The organism is Streptococcus sp. Z554, from assembly GCF_053010305.1.
The window spans coordinates 30,138-54,181 of sequence record NZ_JBRKNV010000003.1 but is presented as its reverse complement, the minus strand read 5'-3'; the positions used below and the strand labels follow the sequence as shown (position 1 = coordinate 54,181).

Annotated in this window: 21 protein-coding genes; 4 read left to right on the top strand and 17 right to left on the bottom strand. The window is 41.0% G+C overall.

The window, feature by feature from the left end:
• Positions 1-19: 19 nt before the first annotated feature.
• From ACVC7R_RS03985 to ACVC7R_RS03955, 7 genes are all read right to left on the bottom strand, one after another.
• Positions 20-862: an amino acid ABC transporter substrate-binding protein gene (locus ACVC7R_RS03985; RefSeq protein WP_447263642.1), complete on the bottom strand. Its 843-nt coding sequence runs from the start codon at positions 860-862 to the stop codon at positions 20-22.
• Positions 863-964: 102 nt separating this feature from the next.
• Positions 965-1,288: an AzlD domain-containing protein gene (locus ACVC7R_RS03980; protein ID WP_447263641.1), complete on the bottom strand. Its 324-nt coding sequence runs from the start codon at positions 1,286-1,288 to the stop codon at positions 965-967.
• On the bottom strand, positions 1,278-1,973 hold the full coding sequence (locus ACVC7R_RS03975; protein ID WP_447263640.1) for an AzlC family ABC transporter permease: 696 nt from the start codon (positions 1,971-1,973) through the stop codon (positions 1,278-1,280). Before ACVC7R_RS03975 ends, ACVC7R_RS03980 begins: the two co-directional genes overlap by 11 nt.
• Positions 1,974-2,105: 132 nt before the next feature.
• The gene (tsaD, locus tag ACVC7R_RS03970; RefSeq protein WP_447263639.1) at positions 2,106-3,116 is read right to left on the bottom strand and encodes a tRNA (adenosine(37)-N6)-threonylcarbamoyltransferase complex transferase subunit TsaD; all 1,011 of its coding nucleotides are present in this window, start codon (positions 3,114-3,116) and stop codon (positions 2,106-2,108) included.
• A complete protein-coding gene (rimI, locus tag ACVC7R_RS03965) occupies positions 3,106-3,543 on the bottom strand; it encodes a ribosomal protein S18-alanine N-acetyltransferase (protein WP_447263638.1) in 438 nt (145 codons plus the stop codon). Before rimI ends, tsaD begins: the two co-directional genes overlap by 11 nt.
• On the bottom strand, positions 3,540-4,223 hold the full coding sequence (gene tsaB / locus ACVC7R_RS03960) for a tRNA (adenosine(37)-N6)-threonylcarbamoyltransferase complex dimerization subunit type 1 TsaB (RefSeq protein ID WP_447263637.1): 684 nt from the start codon (positions 4,221-4,223) through the stop codon (positions 3,540-3,542). Before tsaB ends, rimI begins: the two co-directional genes overlap by 4 nt.
• Positions 4,224-4,485: 262 nt before the next feature.
• Entirely contained in the window at positions 4,486-4,692 is a 207-nt protein-coding gene (locus tag ACVC7R_RS03955) for a hypothetical protein (protein WP_414314775.1), read from the bottom strand.
• 271 nt (positions 4,693-4,963) lie between these two features.
• Here ACVC7R_RS03955 and ACVC7R_RS03950 point away from each other — a divergent pair, with 271 nt between their 5' ends.
• Together ACVC7R_RS03950 and rnjA are read left to right on the top strand one after the other, a co-directional pair.
• Positions 4,964-5,197: a DNA-dependent RNA polymerase subunit epsilon gene (locus ACVC7R_RS03950; protein ID WP_251937678.1), complete on the top strand. Its 234-nt coding sequence runs from the start codon at positions 4,964-4,966 to the stop codon at positions 5,195-5,197.
• Position 5,198: 1 nt separating this feature from the next.
• The gene (rnjA, locus tag ACVC7R_RS03945) at positions 5,199-6,878 is read left to right on the top strand and encodes a ribonuclease J1 (RefSeq protein WP_447263636.1); all 1,680 of its coding nucleotides are present in this window, start codon (positions 5,199-5,201) and stop codon (positions 6,876-6,878) included.
• Between the two features lie 39 nt (positions 6,879-6,917).
• Here the strand turns inward: rnjA and ACVC7R_RS03940 are convergent, their stop codons facing one another.
• The 7 genes from ACVC7R_RS03940 to ACVC7R_RS03910 form a co-directional block, all read right to left on the bottom strand.
• Positions 6,918-7,955, bottom strand: coding sequence for an aldose epimerase family protein (locus ACVC7R_RS03940; protein ID WP_447263635.1), 1,038 nt, complete (start codon positions 7,953-7,955; stop codon positions 6,918-6,920).
• Positions 7,956-7,968: 13 nt separating this feature from the next.
• Positions 7,969-9,132: an SIS domain-containing protein gene (locus ACVC7R_RS03935; protein ID WP_447263634.1), complete on the bottom strand. Its 1,164-nt coding sequence runs from the start codon at positions 9,130-9,132 to the stop codon at positions 7,969-7,971.
• A gap of 219 nt (positions 9,133-9,351) precedes the next feature.
• Positions 9,352-9,756: a PTS sugar transporter subunit IIA gene (locus ACVC7R_RS03930; protein WP_195183485.1), complete on the bottom strand. Its 405-nt coding sequence runs from the start codon at positions 9,754-9,756 to the stop codon at positions 9,352-9,354.
• Positions 9,757-9,759: 3 nt separating this feature from the next.
• Positions 9,760-10,581, bottom strand: a complete 822-nt coding sequence (locus ACVC7R_RS03925; protein ID WP_006155147.1) for a PTS system mannose/fructose/sorbose family transporter subunit IID — start codon at positions 10,579-10,581, stop codon at positions 9,760-9,762.
• Positions 10,568-11,473 carry a PTS mannose/fructose/sorbose/N-acetylgalactosamine transporter subunit IIC gene (locus ACVC7R_RS03920; protein ID WP_447263633.1) on the bottom strand — a complete coding sequence of 302 codons (906 nt, stop codon included), beginning with the start codon at positions 11,471-11,473 and terminating at the stop codon, positions 10,568-10,570. The genes ACVC7R_RS03925 and ACVC7R_RS03920 overlap by 14 nt, the downstream gene beginning before the upstream one ends.
• A 26-nt stretch (positions 11,474-11,499) precedes the next feature.
• Positions 11,500-11,976: a PTS sugar transporter subunit IIB gene (locus ACVC7R_RS03915; protein ID WP_006155184.1), complete on the bottom strand. Its 477-nt coding sequence runs from the start codon at positions 11,974-11,976 to the stop codon at positions 11,500-11,502.
• A complete protein-coding gene (locus ACVC7R_RS03910) occupies positions 11,973-13,760 on the bottom strand; it encodes a glycoside hydrolase family 35 protein (RefSeq protein ID WP_447263632.1) in 1,788 nt (595 codons plus the stop codon). The genes ACVC7R_RS03915 and ACVC7R_RS03910 overlap by 4 nt, the downstream gene beginning before the upstream one ends.
• A gap of 322 nt (positions 13,761-14,082) precedes the next feature.
• On the opposite strand from ACVC7R_RS03910, the gene ACVC7R_RS03905 reads away from it, so the two are divergent.
• Positions 14,083-14,799 (top strand): GntR family transcriptional regulator, encoded by a 717-nt coding sequence (locus ACVC7R_RS03905; protein ID WP_447263631.1) that lies wholly within the window; start codon positions 14,083-14,085, stop codon positions 14,797-14,799.
• A gap of 268 nt (positions 14,800-15,067) precedes the next feature.
• Positions 15,068-19,846 (top strand): G5 domain-containing protein, encoded by a 4,779-nt coding sequence (locus tag ACVC7R_RS03900; RefSeq protein WP_447263630.1) that lies wholly within the window; start codon positions 15,068-15,070, stop codon positions 19,844-19,846.
• Positions 19,847-19,891: 45 nt separating this feature from the next.
• Here the strand turns inward: ACVC7R_RS03900 and purB are convergent, their stop codons facing one another.
• The 3 genes from purB to ACVC7R_RS03885 are packed head-to-tail and all read right to left on the bottom strand — an operon-like array spanning position 19,892 to position 24,042.
• The gene (purB, locus tag ACVC7R_RS03895) at positions 19,892-21,190 is read right to left on the bottom strand and encodes an adenylosuccinate lyase (RefSeq protein ID WP_447263629.1); all 1,299 of its coding nucleotides are present in this window, start codon (positions 21,188-21,190) and stop codon (positions 19,892-19,894) included.
• 3 nt (positions 21,191-21,193) lie between these two features.
• Positions 21,194-21,976, bottom strand: a complete 783-nt coding sequence (locus tag ACVC7R_RS03890; protein ID WP_447263628.1) for a hypothetical protein — start codon at positions 21,974-21,976, stop codon at positions 21,194-21,196.
• Positions 21,973-24,042 (bottom strand): DEAD/DEAH box helicase, encoded by a 2,070-nt coding sequence (locus ACVC7R_RS03885; RefSeq protein ID WP_447263627.1) that lies wholly within the window; start codon positions 24,040-24,042, stop codon positions 21,973-21,975. The genes ACVC7R_RS03890 and ACVC7R_RS03885 overlap by 4 nt, the downstream gene beginning before the upstream one ends.
• Between the last annotated feature and the right edge of the window lie 2 nt (positions 24,043-24,044).

Below are 24,044 nucleotides of genomic sequence, written 5' to 3'. Positions count from 1 at the left end.
GGACAGAGATATGTTAACACTATTTAATATCAGCTTCTGCTGGGAGGTAAGAACCACCAAAGAACTGTTGAGATAATTTTTCAAGGGTTCCGTCTTTGTATAGTTCTTGGATGCGTTTATCCACAAATGCCTTCAACTCATCTTGACCTTTGGCAAGAAGTGGGTATACGTATGGTTGTTGGTCGCTTGGAAGTTCGATGACTTTCAAGTTATCCAAACCTTGGTTTTTGATAACTGTCTCTACACCGATTTTGTCAAAAATCTTATAGTCAAATTGTCCATCGCTCAAACGTACCATGATTTGTTGGAAATCTGCCTTGGTATAGTTAAGGATAGTTGGGTTATCTGGGTGTTGTTTGTTGTATTCTTCCAACTGTTTAGCAGATGTAGTAGCTTGAACAATCTCTGTCGATTTTCCACCGATATCATCGAGAGATTTGATGCTGTTGTCATCTTTCCTCACTACAAGGACATTAGGGTTTTGGGCAATCGGTGCTGCATAGAGATATTTCTCTGCACGTTCTTTAGTATAACTAAGATTGTTCACAGCCATTTGATAACGGTCTGCGTCAAGCCCTGCAAAGACACCTGACCATTCTGTTTTTTCAAACTTGACAGTATACTTATCTGAGTCTTTAAAGATAGCACGAACCACTTCAATCTCGTAACCCGTCAATTCACCATTTTCTTCATAGATAAATGGTTTTGGCGATCCGTTAGTTGCTACGATGATTTCTTTCTTAGCAGTTGTTGCTTCACCAGATGCTGCATCTTTCTTCTCACCGCCTGAACAAGCTGCTAGTACACCTACGGCAACAAGCCCTAGGGCAGCAAGTGATGAATATTTAACGATTTTTTTCATGATATTTCCTCCAAAATAAAATACAGTCTTATCTTAACAGAAAAAAAGCAATTTCGCCATTATATGATTTCTATATTTGTGATAGGTTTTCTTTATGGCTGATTAAAAGAGCAAACGTAGGACTGCTATCAAGACCACTCCAAAGATAACCGTCCCCACCAGATTGCGGTAGCGAAAGGCGATAAAGCCTGTCGGAAAAACTGCGATCAAGTCTAACCATTTGATTTGAGGGAGATCTCCAATCTTGCCTGTTGCCACACTTGATAGAATCAAGGCAAAGATAATAGACACAGGTAGGAATTTCAAAAAACGCTCGACAATAGCAGGCAATCCCTTATACTTGACTAATATAAAGGGAATCACACGGGGAATCCAAGTCACTAGGCCTGAAAAGACAACTGCTAACAAAAGATACTTACTGACCATCTAAAATCACCCCCATTGTACATCCAAGTAGTGTCGCAAATAGGACAGCTAGCGATTGAGATACTACTGTTAAAAGTATAAAAAAAGATAGGGCAACAACTCCTAAAATGATGAAGAGGTTGTGCAGGGGAACCCGTCTTTGCATCATCTGAAACTGTGAAGCAAAAATCCCGATAAACATTCCAACTAAGGCAAAATCAAGCCCAAAAATCTCAGGATTTGGCAGAAGGCCACCTAGAGCAGTTCCGACAACAGTTCCCACAAACCAAGCTAGATAGCTATTGAGATTGTTCCCATGCATCCACATAGGATTGACCTTGTCCGTATGAACCAACTCTCCCATCAAGACACCATAGGTCTCATCGGTCAAAAGACTAGACATACCGATATTGTGCCCTAGGCTAGTATGACGGAAATAAGTCGAAGCGTGTAAGCTCAGCAAAAAGAGACGCAGGTTGATCAAAAAGACCGTCATGGCGATGGCTGCCACAGGCGCTTGAACTGCAATCAAGGCTAGCATAGCGAACTGGGCGCTCCCAGCATAAACAAAGAGACTCATCAAACCCATCTCAACAGGTGTTACATAGGGAGCTCCGATAATTCCACAAGCAAGGCCGATACTAACATACCCTAGGGCAGTCGGCATAGCTGCCTGGACTCCTTCCCAAAATCCTTTTTCTTTCATAAAACTCCTTACTAGTGTTTCAGTAATCGACTGCTGATTTACAGTCACAACGGAGAGTATTATAACACATTCAAAGAGGAGAAAAAACTCTGGCATTTGTCCAAACAAAAAAGCCAGCCTCAAGCTGACTCTTTATTCCATGGTATCAAAAGCAAGACTTGGTTTGGCATTTAGCTCCAAGCCTGCAAAATTTTCTTTGTTCCACTCGCTAACGCTAGCATAGGCAATCATTCCCGCATTGTCTCCGCAAAGCCGAAGGGGTGGGATAATCACCTTGACGTCAGTGATTTCTGCTGCTAGGCGTTCTCTGAGTCCTTTATTAGCCGCCACACCACCTGCCACAACGAGGGTTTTAACAGAGTATTTTTCTAAAGCCTTCTTGGTTTTTGCCATGAGAATATCCAGAACTGCTGCTTGGAAGGAAGCACACAAGTCCTCTGTAGACAGGCTTTCTCCCTTTTGCTCAGCATTGTGGTGAAGATTGATAAAGGCAGACTTCAATCCAGAGAATGAAAACTCCAGATTATCCTCCTTAATCATGGCACGAGGGAAGTCATAAACATCCTGACCTTGATGGGCCAACTCGTCAATCTCGCGACCTGCTGGATAGGTCAAGCCCATGACACGGCCGACCTTATCATAGGCCTCACCAACCGCATCATCACGAGTTTCCCCAACAATCTTATAATCGCCAGCCTCAGAAACATAGACCAACTCTGTGTGCCCACCGCTAACCAATAGAGCTAGCAAGGGGAATTCCAAAGGTTCGACACTTTGAGCCGCCATGAGGTGGCCAGCCATGTGATTAACAGGGATAAGCGGAAGGCCGTGAGCCCAAGCAAAGGCCTTGGCAGCTGACAAACCAACTAGTAGAGCTCCAACTAATCCTGGCCCATAGGTGACGGCAACAGCTGTCACATCTTCTTCGCTAATTCCTGCTTCTGCTAGGGCCTCCTCGATACAGGCTGTGATGACTTCGACATGGTGACGACTAGCTACTTCTGGCACTACACCCCCAAAACGTTTGTGACTCTCGATTTGACTAGCAATGACATTGGACAAGAGCTCATCATCGTTTTTTAAGACAGCGACACTGGTCTCATCACAGGATGTCTCAAATGCTAAAATATATCTATCCTTCATCTATTTCTCTCTTCATGATAATGGCATCCTCGACTGGATTATGGTAGTAGGCTACTCTCTCAGCGATGATCACCATTTTTTCTTTCTTGTAAAATGCTTTCGCTCGTTGGTTTGACTTTCTGACTTCGAGGAAAATCTCCTTATCCGTCGGCAAGGTTGCAAACAAGGCTGAGGCGATTCCCTGACCTTGATAAGCTTTCTTGACAGCGATTTGCAAGACTTCTGCTTCAAAGATATTTTCCTGAACAGCTAAAAAACCAATCACTTCTGCCCCATCATAAGCCAGAGCATACCAGGTCTGGCCTTGAGACAGGTCTGCTTGGATTTGTTCCAGAGTCCAAGGGCTGACTGGATAAACATCTGCCATGACAGTGTAGATAGCTTGAGCCAAGTCAGATTGTTGCTGGATTCGTTTGATCTCTATCATAGGCGTTTAATGTAAGACTCACCAGACTCAGTATGATTCTTGAGCCAATTTTCCTCTGCCTCGACACGTTTGAGGTAGTTAGGTACGAAGTCGTGTAAAGAATCTGCCTCCTTGTCCCAGGCCCAAAGAGCTAGATTAGCTGCATTTGGCAAGCTTTCTTGATAGTTAGCCTGTGGAAATTGCTCTTGGATCTGCTCGACAAAGGCTCCTACTTCACCGACAAAGGTTACCTGGTCAGCATCCTTGACTTGTTCTAGGACTTGCTCAAAGGACAAATGCGCTTCGGGAAAGACAGGTTGGGCATTTTCATAAAATCCTGCATAAACATTATTGCGACGCGCATCCATCAAAGGAACCACCAAACCTTCCTGCTGGCTTGGTACCAGGGCTAAAAGGCTAGACATCCCCACTAACTCAATGTTTAGGGTATGAGCCAAGGTCTTGGCAGTCGCCACCGCGATTCGTAAACCTGTATAGCTACCTGGTCCCTCTGCCACGACGATTCGATCCAAATCCTTTGGTGTCAAATCTAGACTGGCCATCAAAAAATCGATGGCAGGCATGAGGGTAATACTGTGATTTTTCTTGATATTGATTGTGGTCTCAGCAAGAAGCTGCTTGTCCTCTAAAATAGCTAGAGAAAGAGCCTTGCTGGACGTATCAAAAGCTAATACTTTCATAACACATTCCTATCTTTTTGTCTGTTTACTATTATACTACAAAAGAAGGCGCATGGGAATTTTCTTTGTTTTGAAACGAAAATGAGAGTGGGACAGAAATCGGTAATTCGTTAGAATTCGATTTCGTCGTCCCACCTCCGCACAGTTGAGTAGGGTTGTAAAAGCTGATGAAATCAGCGTAGTAGAGCCCACTCAACCACTGCGTCTTGCTCGACAATCCAAAGACAATTGAGAGGCTAGGACTTTTGTCCCAGCCTCAGCATTAAGTATTCAAGCCAAAGTAAAATACGAACCAGACCACATAGGTTACAAGGAGAAGGAAAAACGAATACAGAGTCACGAAGCCAATCTTCCAAATGAGTTTAGCTTTCCGATACTCTAGCCGAGTATACAAAATATTTCCTCCGTAAACACAGGCAACAAATCCCGCAAAGGCCAGAAGACGAATGATAATAGCTAGTTGAAACATATCCTGCCCTCCTTCATAAGGAAAAACCTCTTTTCTAACTTTATTATAGCATTTGAATCTGAGGTCTTCAAATACTTGTATCGGGCAAAATGAAACACATTTCAAGCTCCTTCTTTCATGTTTCCTGCTTTTACTAATTCCCCTTTTTATGTTATAATTGAGGTAATTGTAACGAATCAAGGTCAATACAGGCAGAAAATGAAATAGAAATAAACAGCTTCAAGCTGGTAATTTTTTGAATACAGCTGACCTGAAAACAGAAAGGAAACACATGATTTACAAAGTTTTTTATCAAGAAACAAAAGACCGTAGTCCACGTCGTGAAACAACACGCTCACTCTACTTAGACATCGATGCTAGCTCAGAACTTGAGGGACGTATCATTGCTCGCCAACTTGTGGAAGAAAATCGTCCAGAATACAACGTTGAATATATCGAGCTCTTGTCTGACAAATTGCTAGACTACGAAAAAGAAACTGGCGCATTCGAAATTACGGAGTTCTAATATGGCCTATACTCTTAAACCAGAAGAAGTGGGCGTTTTTGCCATTGGTGGTCTAGGAGAAATCGGTAAAAATACATACGGAGTTGAATATCAAGACGAAATCATCATCGTTGATGCAGGGATCAAATTCCCTGAGGATGATCTACTTGGTATCGACTACGTTATTCCTGATTACTCCTACATCGTAGAAAACATCGACCGTGTCAAGGCTCTCTTGATTACCCACGGACACGAGGACCATATTGGTGGGATTCCTTTCTTGCTCAAGCAAGCAAATATCCCAATCTATGCAGGACCTCTTGCTCTCGCTTTAATCCGTGGAAAACTTGAAGAGCACGGACTTTTGCGCAACGCAACACTTCACGAAATCAACCACAACACAGAGTTGACCTTTAAAAACCTCAAGGCAACTTTCTTCAGAACAACCCACTCTATCCCAGAGCCTTTGGGTATCGTCATCCACACACCTCAAGGGAAAATCGTCTGTACAGGTGACTTCAAGTTTGACTTTACACCCGTTGGTGAACCCGCAGACTTGCACCGTATGGCTGCCCTTGGTGAAGAAGGGGTGCTCTGTCTCCTCTCTGACTCGACCAATGCCGAAGTACCAACCTTTACAAATTCTGAAAAGGTTGTTGGTCAGTCTATCATGAAGATTATTCAAGGTATCGAGGGACGCATCATCTTTGCATCCTTTGCCTCAAATATCTTCCGTCTCCAACAAGCAACTGATGCCGCTGTTAAGACCGGTCGTAAGATTGCTGTCTTTGGGCGTTCTATGGAGAAAGCTATTGTCAACGGAATTGAACTAGGCTACATTAAGGCACCAAAGGGAACCTTCATCGAACCAAATGAAATCAAAGACTACCCTGCAGGAGAGATTCTCATCCTCTGTACAGGTAGCCAGGGTGAACCTATGGCAGCCCTCTCTCGTATCGCTAACGGAACTCACCGTCAAGTGCAACTCCAACCTGGCGATACCGTTATCTTCTCATCTAGTCCAATTCCAGGAAACACCACTAGCGTTAACAAGCTGATTAACATCATCTCTGAAGCTGGTGTCGAAGTTATCCATGGTAAGATTAACAACATCCATACATCTGGACACGGTGGTCAACAAGAGCAAAAACTCATGCTCCGCCTCATCAAGCCAAAATACTTCATGCCTGTCCATGGTGAATACCGCATGCAAAAAGTCCACGCTGGACTAGCTGTAGACACTGGAGTTGAAAAAGACAATATCTTTATCATGAGCAATGGTGATGTGCTTGCCCTCACTGCAGACTCTGCTCGTATTGCAGGTCACTTCAATGCCCAAGACATCTACGTTGATGGAAATCGTATCGGCGAAATCGGTGCCGCAGTCCTAAAAGACCGTCGTGACCTATCCGAAGATGGTGTCGTGCTTGCTGTCGCAACAGTAGACTTCAAGTCTCAGATGATTATTTCTGGCCCAGATATCCTCAGTCGTGGATTCGTCTACATGCGCGAATCTGGTGACTTGATTCGTCAAAGTCAACGCATCCTTTTCAATGCTATTCGTATCGCTTTGAAAAACAAGGATGCCAGCATCCAATCAGTCAATGGCGCTATCGTAAACGCTATTCGACCATTCCTTTACGAAAATACTGAACGTGAACCAATCATCATTCCGATGATTCTCACACCAGATGAAGAATAAGAAAAACTCTCTGAAGCTAAAAGGCTTCAGAGAGTTTTTTTATTTAACAACAAGCTCATAACGAGTTTTACTGGTGAAAGTTTCACCTGCTTTGAGAATCACTTGATCTTTCAGATCACTGTGAATAGCATCTGGCAAAGCCTGTGCTTCAAGAGCAATCCCATTGTGCTGAATCATTGGTTGTCCAGAGATGATGACACTCTCATCCACAAAGTTTGCTGTATAAACTACAAAGCAAGGTGCTTCTGTCTTGAAGAGCAGGAAGCGACCTGAACCTTGGTCATATAAGAAACCAGCATTATCATGTCCCGCAGGCAGAGCAAATGGATGGTCCAATCCAGAAACTAGCTGAATTTGTTCATCTTCGTCTGCAAAGATATCTTTCAACAAAGCGCCATTGTAGATGTGTTTAACCACATCACGATTAGCATCTGGGGTCTTAGCCGGAACACCGTCCGGAGCGATTGGATAAATGCCCTCTGTATTCAATTGGAAGACATGGCGATCAACCGTCTGAGTAAAATCACCTGACAGGTTAAAGTAGCTATGGTTGGTTGGATTGACCAAGGTATCTTGGTCTGTCGTTACCTTGTAGCTGATTTCATAGGCACCAGTTTCCTCCAAATAGTAGCTAATCCAGATTTTAAGATTTCCAGGGAAACCTCCTGTCCCGTCAGTTCTTTCTGTGTAAAGAGTCAAGCCATGATCGCTCACCTCCACTAGCTCAAACAGACTAGAATCCCAACCTGTTGAACCGCTGTGGTTGCAGTTGCTAGCATTGTTGACTTCGAGTTCATAGGTCTGGCCATTGAGTTCGAAAGTTGCACCTGCGATACGACCTGCCACTGGACCTACACTCGCTCCATGTTTAGGGCTATTCCCCACATAGCTTTCAAAATCATCAAAGCCTAGGATAACATTGGTAAAATTACCAGCCTTATCTGGAGTTACATAGCGTAGAATCGTTGCACCATAGGTCATGATTTCCAGTTGGTAACCTGCTTCTGTTTCAAAGCGATAAGCGACAATATCCTTGCCGTCAACTTTCCCAAATACACGTTCTGTGTATGCTTTCATCCCTATCTCCTTATTATTTGAATTCGTGAATAATGACACCTTGAACAACACGGTTTACGGTACCTGTTGGTGATGGTGTATCAGGTCTGTTTCCAACCTTAAGCGAAGTCAAGAGAGCAAATAATTGACCGTAAACAATATAAGGGAATACGCGATAAACATCATTTAAAACGCCACCGCAACCAAGCACTACTTCCTTCACATTCTCAAGACCAAAGGCTTGATCGCTTAAAAGAACAACGCGACGAGCAATTTGATCCCCTGCAACTTCACGAACCAAGTCTAAGTCGTACTTACGAGTATAGTCTGTTGTAGCACCAAAGACTAAGACAACTGTATCTTCGTTGATCAATGATTTTGGACCGTGACGGAAGCCAACGGGACTTTCATACATAGTCGCCACTTGACCAGCAGTTAATTCCAAAATTTTCAGTTGTGCTTCATGAGCGAGTCCGAAGAATGGACCTGCACCCAAGTAGATGACACGGTTAAATTCTAGGTCAACCAACTCTTTGACATCTGCTACATTGTCAAGAACTTTGCGAGCAAGGCTAGAAAGCACTTCAAATCGTTCAGCTTTAACGGCAAATTCGGTTGGATCAAAGACTAAGAGTGCTGTCAACATCATAGAAGTAAAGCTTGATGTCATAGCAAATCCAGCATCGTTAGAAGCCGCCGGTTGCAAGAGCAAAAGATTGCGGTCATCACCATGGGCTTGAAGTGCTAATTTCCCTTCAGCCGCACATGTGATGGTCACTTGATAAAGGTCATCAACCAAGGCCTTAGCTAGGTCAACTGTCGCTACACTCTCAGGTGAGTTTCCGCTACGTGCGAATGATACCAAAACAGTTGCCACGTCTTTTTTCAAATAAGTTTGTGGATTTGCAACGATATCTGTTGTCGCAATAGCATTAAAATTCCATTTACGTTCATCATAGACTTCCTTGAAGTAAGGAACCAAGGTATCACCTACATAAGCAGAAGTCCCAGCACCAGTCAAGATAACCTTGATGTAGTCATGTTTATCTGCAATGCCTTGCAAGAAGGCTGCAATTTCATCACGGCGGGCTTGGTAAGATTCAAAAGCTTCCTTCCAAACATCTGGTTGTTGGTAAATTTCGCGTGTGGTGATCTCTGCTCCCAACTCAAGCAAATCTTCTTTTGTATAATCTAGCATTGAAAACCTCTAATCTAATATTGTTTCATGATTGAAAACATGGGAATGGGAGTCGCTCCCATTCCCATGTATATTTTCTATAAGATGATTTAACGTTTTAACGCAATCACATCTTATACTCAATGAAAATCAAAGAGCAAACTAGGAAGCTAGCCGAAGGCTGTACTCAAGTACGGCAAGGCGAAGCTGACGTGGTTTGAATTTGATTTTTGAAGAGTATTATTCATCTTCATCGTCGTCGAAGCTTGCCAATAAATCATTAACTTTCACAATGCTTTCTGAAGCACGACTCTTATAGTCCGCATCCATGCCTGTTAGGCTAGCATTGATAAATTCAATGACCATCGGAAGATTCATCCCTGCATACAGTTCAATGTCGCGACCTTCCATAATCAGACGGCTCACCACGTTACATGGTGTTCCACCAAGAAGATCTGCAAAGACTAGGAAATCATCTAAACCTTCAACAGCAGCTTCAAATTTAGCAGTAAATTCTTCTGGTCCATCTTCTGGAAGAAGAGCTACCGTATGAATGTTGTCTTGTGGTCCCATAATCATTTCTGTGCTACCTTTAAGTTCTTCACAGAAACGACCGTGGCTCACTAAAATTAATGATTTAGTCATAAATTATGCGCCCATTCCAAGCAAGAATTTACCGATGAATGAAAGACCTACTGCAAGAACGATAATGATACCGATCGCTTTAGTAGAGTTCATACCTTTCTTACCAAGCAACCAGAAGATAAAGGCAGTGAAGATTGCTGGAAGCAAACGTGGGAAGATTGAGTTCAAGATATCTTGGAAGTCAATCATCTTTTCACCGATTGGCAATTTGTATGAAATATCAAAGTTGATCATTGTTGCTACAAGAGCACCCATCATGAACACACCAAGTACAGATGCAGCTTCAATCAAAGCTGTCAAAGTACTTTGCATGTTGTTGATAAGGTTAACCCCTTCTTTGTATGCAAATTCCAACTGTTTCCAACGGAAGATGTCATACGCTACTGCAACTGCGATCCAAAGGAAGATACCCCAAGGTTGACCAGCGATAGCCATTGTTGCAGCGATAGATCCCATGATAGCAGGTACAAGTGAACCAAAGATTGTATCTCCAAGAGGAGCGAATGGTCCCATCAAACCTGTCTTGATACCGTTAACCGCATCTTTAGAGACAACGCCATCTTTTTCTTCCATGGCAAGGTCAAAACCAGCGATGATTGTGTGGAAGAATGGTGAAGTGTTGAAGAATTGAGTATGAACTTTCATCATTTCTTTCAACTCAGGAGTCCCATCTCCATACATTTTACGCAATTGTGGCAAGATCATGTAAAGGTAACCTGATGCTTGCATACGTTCGTAGTTCCATCCCAATTGGAAAGTGAACAAGCTACGTTTGTTAATTTGATTAAAATCTTCTTTTGTTAATTTGTAATTAGAATTCGTCATCTTCAATTTCCCCACTTTCTGACTGAGTAGAAGGTGCTGCTACAGCAACTTTCTGGCTATTCTTGAAGTGAACAACTGCAAGGAAGATACCTACGATAGAGATACCGATCATAGACAATCCTTTGAAGTTGTTAGCAAAACCGATAGTTTCTGCAACTTCAGCAGGAAGAGTGCCAATGAGACCAGCAACTGCTCCACCAAGACTTGTTACGTTTGAGTAAAGTACAGTCAACATAGCTGTCAAACCGAATCCCATAGCAAGGTAGTGAAGGTTACGTTTAACTGGAAGGTAACGAAGCAAGATAGCGAATCCAAGACCTGGAAGCATACGACCTGCAAGAGTCAAACCGTCTGCAACCCATTGGTATTCTTTAACAAGGTTTACAACACCTTGTACGAATTCTCCACCGAAAGCTAGGGCGAAGAATACTGGAAGGGCACGAGAAGCAGCCCATGGAAGCGCACCAAGAAGGTAGTTGCGTTCGATTGCTTTATAGTCAAAGCGTTCGATCGCAGCATCAATACGGTGTGCGAAGAATGTAGTAGTCATACGACCAAGTACGTCGAAGTAAGTCAAAAGTGCCGCTACTGGTACAGCGATTGTAGTGATCGCAAGATCTGTTTCGATACCTTGTGAAACTGAGAAAGCTGTCGCAAGAACCGCACCAGAAGTTGCGTCGATACGAGAAGCACCACCGAAGGTACCTACCCCAAGTACGAATAACTGCAAGCTACCACCGATAAACAAACCAGTTGTCAAATCTCCCATGACTAAACCAGTAATGAAACCAGCGAATACAGGGGAACCTGCAGAAGAAACGATCGTCAACTCATCACAGATTTGATAAGCTGAGTACAGAGTGAGAAGTAAAATTTGCCACCATTGTATCATAACAATGACCTCCTAAAAATTTTTTCCTATTTTAATAAGCTCAAAAAGTCTGAAACTGGATCATTTGGAACCATTTGAGCAGTAAGTTTTACACCTTTTTCCGCTAATTTACGGAAATCTTCTACGTCTTTATCAACAACGTTAATAGAACGTGTGATAGGACGTGTTTCTGGTGTTTGAGACATGTTGCCGACATTGACAGTTTCAAGTGGCACACCTGCTTCTACCAAACCGAGGAAACGGTCAGGTTTGCGTGCTACAATCAACAGACGTTGGCTATCGTATTTACCAGCAAGGATATTCGCTGCTGCTTTATCAACTGGCAAAATACTAAGTTTTACACCTGGTGGTGTTGCAAGTTTCAAGCCGCTTTTTTCAACGTCATTGTTCACAACATCATTGTCAACGACCATGATACGTGAAACATTAAGTTTAGCAGACCAAAGGTTTGCTACTTGTCCGTGAATTAAGCGCCCATCGATACGGCATCCTACAATTGTCATAAGTTTTCCCCCTTTATAAGTTTTAGTGTAGGTTTACAAGTTAAATGTATGTGTTCCTTATACTCCCCTTCGGTTTCAAAGATAATGATGCGGTTGGCACCTTCCTTGAGATAGCTATGTGGAATATAAAGAGATAAGGTTGGACCGACATTCCAGAAACGACCTAGATGATGTCCGTTGATATAAGCGATCCCTTTGCCAAACTCAGAACAATCTAAGTAGGTATCCTTCAGCTCCTTGACTTCAAAGTCAAAGGCGTAAAAGGCGGGTTGCCCTTCTGTCCATCCCGTAGAGAAATCAATATTCTCTGGGTTATCAAGTGGAAGTGGATATTGCTGCCAGTTGAGCAAGAAATGCAAATCTTTACAAACACCTGTGCGAATTCCCTTTCGCTGTGTGTCTGCTAAGAATTTGTGTCCATAGTTGACACGCCCCATATTTTCAATAAGGATGTCAAATCTAGAGAGCGCTTTCTTTTCTCCTTGATAGAAGATATCTTCTCCAATTTCAGTCTGGTACTGAGTTGCGACCCATTTCCCATCTACGAACAGCTGAGCTCTATCGCGTCCATCAATGATGCGGATGCGTTCTTCCTCTGCATCCCAGCTAGCTTCTGTACGATAGAGAAGATAGCCGTAGCTTTGTCCCAACTCTTCCATTTTCTTAGGATAGAGACTTTCAGTTGGACTTGTTAAACTATCTAAGGTTTCAAATAGAGAAACTTTCTCAACCAGTGGAATGTTTTCAACTTCCATGCTCTCTTTGTAAAGCGGTTCTAATTGTGGATACTCAGGATAGTAAGTCGCCATCATGTCTTTGACTGCAAAATATTTAGCAGTCGGGTTCCCAGCTTCATCAAGAAGAGCGTCGTAATCATAAGATGTTACTTGTGGTAAATCAATAGTTCCTCGTGCTGAACAACCATTCATAAAACCAAAGTTGGTTCCACCGTGGAACATATATAGGTTGATAGATCCAAGCTCTAGAACTTCATGAACAGCTTCTGCTAATTCCTCAGGTTCACGCTTGATGATTGGTTCTTTCCATCGATTGAACCAGCCATCCCAGAATTCCATACACATGAGTGGCCATTTCTTGCCGTGCTCATCAAAGAATTCTTGCATCTGTGAGAAATTATAAGTAGCCTTGGAACCAAAGTTCCCTGTCACAAAGAGATCATCCTCAATTAAGGTTCCAGCCTTAAGAGTTGCTCGCCATGGTCCATCTGATGTGAACAGCGGACAAGTAACTGACCGTTCTTCCATCAAGCGTCGGATTCCCCTCAAGTATGCCTTGTCTTCGCCATACGACCCATACTCATTTTCGACTTGCATCATGAGAATGTTGCCACCGTTTTCCAATAATCTTGGAACTAGACGTGGAAGCAACTGATCATAGTAGCGACCAACCATGTCAATGAAAGCCGGGTCAGATGACCGAATTCTCATATCCTTGGTCAAGAGCCATGCTGGTAAACCGCCAAATTCCCACTCTGCACAGATAAATGGAGAAGGACGTACAATTGCATACAAGCCCAAATCTTGTGCAGTTTGAAGAAATCTCTCTAAGTCAAGATCCCCTTCAAAGTTGAAGTTTCCTTCAGTAGGTTCATGCATGTTCCAAGCAACATAGGTCTCAACTGTATTGAATCCTAATGCCTTGAGGTTATACAATGAATGATGCCAATCTTCCGCAGGAACTCTAAAATAGTGAATGGCGCCAGACAAAATCTTGAATGGTTTCCCATCCAGATAGAAATCATCTTTAATTTCAAATCTTGCCATTCTTCCTCCCCTAAAAGCGAAAAGTTTGCGCTTTCATGTATTGTTATATCAACTATAAACCAATCGGGCAATAATGTCAATACTTTTTGAAATTTTCTTTAAAATTTTTCTATTTTTTTACTGAATCTTTTCTAAAAATCATCTCAAATCCTATAAAATCAACATTCTGACTGAAGAGCAAAAATACAGAAAAAAGCACGAATTATTTAAATGTATTCTAATTTCTCATTCCGATATTTTAATTTTTTTAAGTGCTTTTCAGCTATTTTTTAGATTTTATGTTAAAATGATAAGTGGAGAAGGAAAAAAATGAGGTGAAAATATGGCAATTCCAAAGTATCAATACATTAAAGATGAATTGAAAAATAAGATCATTTCTGGTCAATTCGCTAGTGGAGATAAGTTCTACACGGAAGCAGAATTGATTTCCATGTATGATGTTAGTTCAATCACAGTAGTTCGTGCCTTGAACGACCTTGCCAAAGACGGATATATCGTCCGCCAACAAGGGAAAGGAACTTTCGTTGCTCGTGCACGTAAACACAAACTCGTTGAATTTTCTGATGTAGAAATCTTCGAAACTAAAGATGATAAAGTAACTGTTCTTTCTATCGAACGCGGGAACGAACTTAAATACTTAGAAAAACTCGGCCTACGCGGCGATCAATTCTATTACAAGATCGAACGTATTCGTGAAACAAATGGCGTTACCTATATCTATCACAATTCATACATTCCTGAACAATACATCAATGCCAACTATCCAAATCTTGAATACTATAGTTCTATCTATAATCGTTTCAAATTGGATTACCACATTCACATGAATGACGAGCATTTTGAAGAAATCAATGAAATTGTATTTCCAACTCCAAAACATGCCGCTTCTATCCTAGGGATTGACACTAAATTCCCAACTGTTTTCCAAACGAAGACAACGCAGCTTGAAGCAACTGGTCAAGTGTTGGAATACATCGAAACTTATAAACGTTCTGATTTCTACAAAATTAAATTCATCTCTCGTGACCGTGGTCACTAATTTTAAAAATCCTGAGGCAACTGTCTCAGGTTTTTTGTATACCCATTATAGCACTGCCTCTCTTTTAAGAGAATAGCATTTCAAGCAATTCTATAATTAGTAACCTTTTTACTAAAAAATAGTCAAAAGCAGAAAAATGTATCTTAATTTATAAATTATTCTATTTTTTATAGTAATTTCCTCAAAAGCTTGACTTTATGTTAGTTAGAACATAAAATAGGATTAGTATGTGAAAACGCTATCAAAAAATTCAAAAGGGAGATTTTTAATGAAACCAGAAAATAAACAGCGCTTCTCTATTCGTAAATATGCAATCGGGGCCGCTTCTGTATTGATTGGCTTTGCCTTTCAGGCTCAAGCTGTTGCTGCTGACGGAGTTGTGCCTGCTCCAACAGAGAATCAGCCTGCTGTCCAAACCACTGGAGAAGTCACTCCACCACCGAGTGAAGAAAAAGTCGAGACTGCTCCTTCAACAGAAAATGCTACTCCAGCTACTCCTTCAACAGAAAAAGCTACGCCAGCCGCTCCAGCGACAAACTCTGAAGCACCAAAAGTTGAAGTTGCTCCTGCACCTGCCGTAGCAGAGCCTGTCACAGCCGAAGAAGTTCCAGCTAAACCAGAAGTAACTGAAGAAGCTAAGAAGGCAGAATCTGAAAAACAAGAAGAAAACAAAGAAGTTGCTAAAGTTGAAGCACCTGCTGTCGCTACAGAAAGAGCAACTCAAGTCAATGAAAAACTGGCTAAAAAGAAAATTGTTTCTATCGATGCTGGACGTAAATACTTCTCTCCAGACCAACTGAAAGAAATCATCGACAAAGCCAAACACTATGGCTATACTGACCTTCATCTTTTAGTCGGAAATGACGGCTTGCGCTTCATGCTTGATGATATGTCTCTAACTGTAGGTGACAAGACTTATGCCAGCGACGATGTCAAACGTGCTGTTGAAAACGGAACCAATGCCTACTACAACGATCCAAATGGTAATCACCTAACTGAAAGCCAAATGACCGACTTGATTAGTTATGCTAAGGATAAAGGAATTGGGCTTATCCCAACAGTTAACAGTCCTGGTCACATGGATGCTATTCTCAATGCCATGAAAGAACTTGGTATTGAAAAACCTAACTTCAACTACTTTGGCAAAGAATCAGAACGTACTGTTGACCTTGACAATGAAAAGGCTGTTGCCTTTACAAAAGCTTTGATTGATAAGTATGCAGCTTACTTTGCTGGCAAGTCTGAAATCTTTAACATCGGTTTGGATGAATACGCTAACGATGCTACGAATGCCAAAGGATGGAGTGTCCTACAAGCCTATAAATGGTACCCAGAAGATGGATTCCCAGACAAGGGGTATGATAAATTCATCGCCTACGCTAATGATCTAGCTCGTATCGTTAAATCTCACGGTTTGAAACCAATGGCCTTCAACGACGGTATCTACTATAATAGTGACACTACTTTTGGTACCTTTGATAAGGACATCATCGTGTCTATGTGGACTGGTGGTTGGGGTGGTTACGATGTCGCTTCTTCTAAACTACTAGTTGAAAAGGGACACGAAATCCTCAACACTAATGATGCCTGGTACTACGTTCTCGGACGTAATGCTGATGGACAAGGTTGGTATAACCTGGACCAAGGTTTGAATGGTATTAAGAGTACACCGATTACTTCAGTTCCAAAAACTGAAGGTGCCGATATCCCTATCATCGGTGGTATGGTAGCTGCTTGGGCTGATACTCCATCTGCTCGCTACTCTCCATCTCGTCTCTTCAAGCTCATGCGTCAATTCGCAGATTCAAATGCTGAATACTTCGCTGCTGACTACGAGGCTGCTGAAAAAGCTCTGAAAGAAGTGCCAACTGACCTTAGTCGCTATACAGCAGAAAGTGTTGCAGCCGTTAAAGAGGCTGAAAAAGCCATCCGCTCTCTTGATAGCAACCTTAGCCGAGCTCAACAAGATAGCATTGACCAAGCGATTGCAAAACTCCAAGAAGCTGTCGGTAACTTGACCTTCACTCCAGAAGCTCAAAAAGAAGAAGATGCTAAACGTGAAGTTGAAAAACTTGAGAAAAACAAGGTTATCTCAATCGATGCTGGACGTAAGTACTTCACTCTAGATCAACTCAAACGTATCGTAGATAAAGCTAGCGAACTTGGTTACTCTGACCTTCATCTCCTCCTTGGAAATGATGGACTTCGCTTCCTCTTGGATGACATGACAATCACTGCAAACGGTAAAACCTATGCAAGTGACGATGTGAAAAATGCCATCATTGAAGGAACAAAATCTTACTACGACGATCCAAATGGAACAACTTTGAACCAGGCTGAAATCACTGAGCTTATCCAATATGCTAAGGATAGAGGCATTGGAATCATCCCTGCTATCAACAGTCCTGGCCACATGGATGCTATGCTTGTCGCTATGGAAAAATTGGGCATTGCAAACCCTCAAGCTAACTTTGACAAGGTTTCAAAAACAACCATGGACCTTGAAAACGAAGAAGCAATGAACTTTACAAAAGCCCTTATCGGCAAATACATGGACTTCTTTGCAGGCAAGACTAAAATCTTTAACTATGGTACAGATGAGTATGCCAATGATGCTACTAATGCTCAAGGTTGGTACTACCTCAAGTGGTATGGACTCTATGGTAAGTTTGCAGATTATGCTAATAGTCTAGCTGCCATGGCTAAAGAAAAAGGTCTTCAACCAATGGCCTTTAACGATGGCTTCTACTATGAAGATAAGGACGATGTAGAGTTTGATAAAGATGTTATCATCTCTTACTGGTCTAAAGGTTGGTGGGGTTATAACCTTGCATCTCCTCAATATCTAGCAAGCAAGGGGTATAAGTTCCTTAACACTAACGGAGACTGGTACTATATCCTCGGTCAAAAACCTGAAGATGGTGGTGGTTTCCTCAAGAAAGCTATCGAAAACACTGAAAAAACTCCATTCAACCAGCTAGCTTCAACTAAATATCCTGAGGTTGATCTACCTACTGTTGGTAGTATGGTAGCTATCTGGGCAGATAGACCAAGCGCTGAGTACAAAGAAGAAGAAATCTTTGAGCTCATGACTGCTTTTGCAGATCACAACAAAGACTACTTCCGTGCTGACTACAAGGCTCTTCGCGAAGAACTTGCTCAAATCCCTGAAAACTTAGAAGGATATAGCACAGAAAGCCTCGCTGCTCTCAAGGCTGCTAAAGAAGCTCTGAACTACAATCTCAACCGCAATAAACAAGCTGAGTTGGATACACTTGTAGCTAACCTTAAAGCTGCTAGACTTGGTCTCAAACCAGCTGCAACTCACTCAGGAAGTCTTGATGAAAGCGAAAGTCCTGCCGCTGTTGAAAACCGACCAGAGCTAATCACAAGAACGGAAGAAATCCCATTTGAGATTGTTAAGAAGGAAAATCCTAACCTTCCAGCGGGACAAGAAAAAGTTGTTACTGAAGGTGTCAAAGGTGAACGTACAATCTACGTCTCAGTTACTACTGAAAATGGTAAGGAAACCGAAACAGTTCTTGAAAGCAAAGTCACAAAAGAAGCTGTCAATCAAGTGGTTGAAGTTGGAACTCCTGTCACTCATGTCGGTGATGATAAAGGTCAAGCTGCTATCGCTGAAGAAAAACCTCGTGTCGTGATTGAGGAAGAAGAAATTCCATTCACTACTATCACTCGCGAAACCGACCAACTACCTAAGGGACAATCTCGTGTGGAGAGCGCTGGTGTCAATGGCCGTCGTACACATTTCTATTCTGTGACTACTGCTGCTGATGGTTCTGAAGTGAAAACTTTAGTCAACACTGTTGTTGTTCAAGAACCAGTGACTCAAATCGTAGAAATTGGTAATCCTGTCACTCATGTTGGTGATGATAAAGGTCAAGCTACTATCGCTGAAGAAAAACCTCGTGTTGTAATCGAAGACGAAGAAATTTCGTTTACAACGATCACTCGTGAAACGGATGCATTGCCTAAGGGACAATCTCGTGTGGAGAGCGCTGGTGTCAATGGCCGTCGTACACATTTCTATTCTGTGACTACTGCTGCTGATGGTTCTGAAGTGAAAACTTTAGTCAACACTGTTGTTGTTCAAGAACCAGTGACTCAAATCGTAGAAATTGGTAATCCTGTCACTCATGTTGGTGATGATAAAGGTCAAGCTACTATCGCTGAAGAAAAACCTCGTGTTGTAATCGAAGACGAAGAAATTTCGTTTACAACGATCACTCGTGAAACGGATGCATTGCCTAAGGGAGAAACTCGTGTAGTAACCGAAGGTGTTAAAGGACGTCGTAGTCATTTCTACTCTGTGTCTACTGCTGCTGACGGAAGCGAAGTGAAAACATTGGTTACTAGCGTTGTCGCTCAAGAACCAGTTAATCAAATCATCGAAGTCGGAACTCCTGTAACGCATGTGGGAGATGAAAAAGGACTAGCTCCTGTTGCGGATGCCAAACCACGTGTTGTCATCGAGGACGAAGAAATTCCGTTTACAACGATCACTCGTGAAACGGATGCATTACCTAAGGGAGAAACTCGTGTAGTAACTGAAGGTGTTAAGGGTCGTCGTAGTCATTTCTATTCAGTGTCTACTGCTGCTGACGGAAGCGAAGTGAAGACATTGGTTACTAGTGTTGTCGCTCAAGAACCAGTTAATCAAATCATCGAAGTTGGAACTCCTGTAACGCATGTGGGAGATGAAAAAGGACTAGCTCCTGTTGCGGAAGAAAAACCAAAACTAGAGATTCCAAATGAACCAGCTCCTACTGCAGAAGAAAAACCAAAACTAGAAGTTCCAAGTAAACCTGCTCCTATTGCAGAAGAAAAACCAAAACTAGAAGTTCCAAGTAAACCTGCTCCAGCAACTGCTCCTGCCGAGGAAAACAAAACCCTTCCTCAAGGACCAGCTCCTGTAGCAAAAGAAAATAAACTTCCTGAAACAGGAAGCCAAGGTTCAGAATGGTTGATTGCTACTGGTCTGATGGCTGCACTCACAGCATATGGACTTAGCAAGAAAAAAGATTAAGCACAAATAAAAAGCGAGATACAATCTCGCTTTTTTGTTTTATGGTTAGTCACCCAAACCGATGCGTTCGAAGATCTCATCCACCCGTTTGGTGTAGTAAGTTGGGTTGAAGATTTCATCGATTTCCTCTTGTGTAAGACGTGAAGTGACTTCAGGATCTGCTTCAAGAAGTGGTTTGAAGTCTACTTGGTTATCCCATGATTGAGCTGTCTTCGGTTGAACAAGGTCGTAAGCTTGCTCACGGGTCATGCCTTTTTCAATCAAAGTCAACATGGCACGTTGACTGAAAATCAAACCAAAAGTTGAGTTCATGTTGCGAATCATGTTTTCAGGGAAGACTGTCAAGTTCTTAACGATGTTTCCAAAACGGTTAAGCATGTAGTCAATCAAGATGGTTGTATCTGGTGCGATAATTCGCTCAGCTGATGAGTGAGAGATATCACGTTCGTGCCAGAGAGCGACGTTTTCATAAGCTGTTACCATGTGACCACGAATAACACGCGCCAGACCTGTCATATTTTCAGAACCGATAGGGTTACGTTTGTGAGGCATTGCTGAAGACCCTTTTTGACCTTTAGCAAAGAACTCTTCCACTTCACGTTGTTCAGATTTTTGAAGACCACGGATTTCAGTCGCCATACGCTCGATGGAAGTTGCGATGCTGGCAAGAACTGCAAAGTACTCAGCGTGAAGGTCACGAGGAAGGACCTGTGTAGAGATTTCTTGGGCACGGATACCCAATTTGTCGCAGACGTATTGCTCAACGAATGGCGGGATGTTGGCAAAGTTACCAACCGCACCAGAAATCTTACCAGCTTCCACACCAGCAGCCGCATGCTCGAAACGCTCGATGTTACGCTTCATTTCGCTGTACCAAGTTGCCAATTTAAGACCAAAAGTTGTCGGTTCAGCGTGCACACCGTGAGTACGACCCATCATGATAGTGAACTTGTGTTCTTTCGCTTTGTCAGCGATGATGTTAAGGAAGTTTTCAAGATCCTTGCGGATGATATCGTTGGCTTGTTTGTAGAGGTAACCGTAGGCCGTATCCACCACGTCAGTAGAAGTCAACCCATAGTGAACCCACTTGCGCTCTTCACCAAGAGTCTCAGAAACTGCACGCGTGAAAGCTACCACATCGTGGCGAGTCTCCTGCTCAATCTCCAAAATACGGTCGATGTCAAAGTCCGCTTTTTCACGAATCAAAGCCACATCTTCCTTAGGGATTTCCCCCAACTCAGCCCATGCTTCGTCGGCCAAGATTTCCACCTCAAGCCAAGCACGGTATTTATTTTCTTCAGTCCAAATGTTCGCCATTTCGGGGCGAGAGTAACGTATAATCATTTTTTATTTTCTCCTAAAATATGAAACATTGGGTTTATACCCTTTTTTTATAAATAAACAATCCCCATCTGCAAAAAACATACTCTTAAAGTCCTCCTCCACCAACTGATAGTCCATACCAATTTTAAAACTTACAGAATCTCGAAAATCTGTATCAAAATGATAAGGCGGATGTACGCCAATTCTTGCATCAGTCATTTCTCCCTTTTCATCTCGACAGTTCTTAAAATCAATATCAAATCGAATATAGGAAGACTCATACTCTAGTAATTCTAACAATAATTTTTCTATTACATCTTTATTGGTTGTAACTATTCCATTATCTTCACAATAATCTTTATAAATATCTTCAGCAAGCATCGCATAATCTAAGAGGGATAATGACAAGTCCTCAATTATGATTCTATCGAATAAAATTTTTAAAATTCGCAAGGCTTCTATTGTAATTTCTTCTTTATATTTTGATGATTTTAAATAAAAGCCACCATTATTTGATAGTATATTAAAGGGTAAGGCAACAGAAAAAAATTTTTCTTCTGAAAAAAGCACTAATCTATGTTGTTTCTTTAAAATTTCAAAACTAAATTTGTTCTGAGCTCTACTTTGTTGTAACTTTTTTTCTAGTATTTGAATATACACATATAGAAGAAAATCAATTATTACAATTTTTTCTTTAAAATGAAGATTATTCATTTTATCTAATTTACTCTTAACTCCAAATGTTTGAGCAGTCTCTTTCAATGGACTTCTTATAAATCTTTCATCCGCTAAATAGTATCTTGTCATTTTTTTATTTTAAATATAGGTTCTAACTGAATAATCAATTTTAATATCTCTTGTTTCTCCGTTGTTCCGTCTTTAATCGCTGGAATTGTCATAAGCATTGGTAGCATATCTTCTCGGGTCTTCCCAACTATAGATCGCTCAACGAAGCATTCTTCAATAATATCAAACTGAGATTTTACTTCCTGATGAGTTACATGATATAATTCATTCTCATCTATAATTTCAATCGGCTTATGAACAATTGTACTTGGTCCACGTTCATATAAGTCATTAGATAATTGTTTTATCTGATCAATATATTCTCTAGTAGCGTATCTTTCAGATATAATCAATGTCGATGATATAAAAGATCTCGTTAAAGTCATATACAACGCATTTCTATGCCTAACTTCTCGTTCTATATTAGAATCTTGAATTTCTTCAATTCGATGATTGTTCACAATAATAACAAATGAAAACTCGAGTCCTTTCACATTATTAACATTTGTTATTAGTACTTCATCATTATCATTAACCCTTTTCTCATGAGGAGCTATGACTGAATACCAATTAAACTCCTTATACAAGCGTCGACTAACTTCCTCAGCGTGTGAACTCGCTTCCTTATCATAGTTCATGTATATTATAGCAACATCAGATGGTTGTATACCTTCATACTGACCTCTTAATTCTTTCACAGTATTAATGACCCCATTGATATAATCATTTTCTTCTTTTACAACAATTGATCTATACGACGCCTCATCCAATTCCTCTCCAAATCTTTTTAGTGGGGAGCGACTAATTTCATACTCATCTGCAGATTCTTCCACAATAGAATATCCTGACATTACCCATTCTTCCTCACTCAACCATCGAACCGCTCTGTTCTCATATAGTCCGAAACCTAAGACATGCGAAAAAAGTACTGTCCGAGGATCCGTTCGGTAAACTTTGTTTAATAGAAAGTCTGTTTCAGTCTCTTTATTGATTGAGAATATATCTTGTAAAATATCTCCAGCAACATATATTTTTTTCGCAGTAACTAACTGACAAAGTTCAATATATTCTTTTTCAAAATCTTGACTTTCATCTATTAAAATATAGTCAAACATTGGCTCAAAATTACTCAAAGAAGTTAATTCTGAAATTGCTTCTTTCCAAATTTCACTCTTATCCTTTGTCCTAGAAAAAGGATGAAATTTTAAACCATAATTTGCACAAATCTTTGAATATAATCCAGCATCAGGATAACGACCAGAACCCCAGCTAGAAGCAATAAATAATCTCTGATAATTTATTTGCTCATCAACCTTCATATAGTTAAAAAATTCTGGCACACGGCCTCTTAATTTATCCGCTAACACCTTGTTAAAACAAGTAAACGCTATACGACTCCCCTTATCTTCAACATATAATTTTTTCAATTTATGCAACAACAACTCTGTTTTTCCTGAGCCTGCTAGTCCCTGTATCCTAATAATAGGTGACTTACTATCTTCATTGTAAACAAACTTTGTTTGATTAGTATCAAAAAGCATAATTCTATTCTTAATAGACTCTAATAAGGTTTGTTCTTGTGAAAACAGTTCCTTATCCAACTCTGAGACATTATTTATACTACCTGTTAATAGAGAAATTATTAAATTAGATACTCTAGAATTAACTTCATCTAATTTATTCTCTTGAAGAAGGTGAGTAAAATCAGTTTCTTCATCCAAGCAAATACTTGAAATAATCCCTTTTGATTTCCAGTCCCTACTTCTGCCTATTAAACCAACATATTCGAATTTCCTAGCAAGAGCTCCTGTGTCCTCCAAAAAATCCTCTTTAAATGTAATAAAATCATCATTATCTAAAGAATCTGTGGTAAAGAACATCACTTTATGGTTCTTAATTAAGAGTAAAAAACCATTTTTATAATCATATTCATACTCATTTGACTCCATTATCGGCTTACTAATTAAATAAATAGAGTCTACTGGAATCTCCTCCTGACTTTCTAAATAATGATGTAATTCAATAAATACTTCACTACTTTTCAATTCATCAGTAACATTACAAAGAACTTGTGCGATTTCTTCCATTT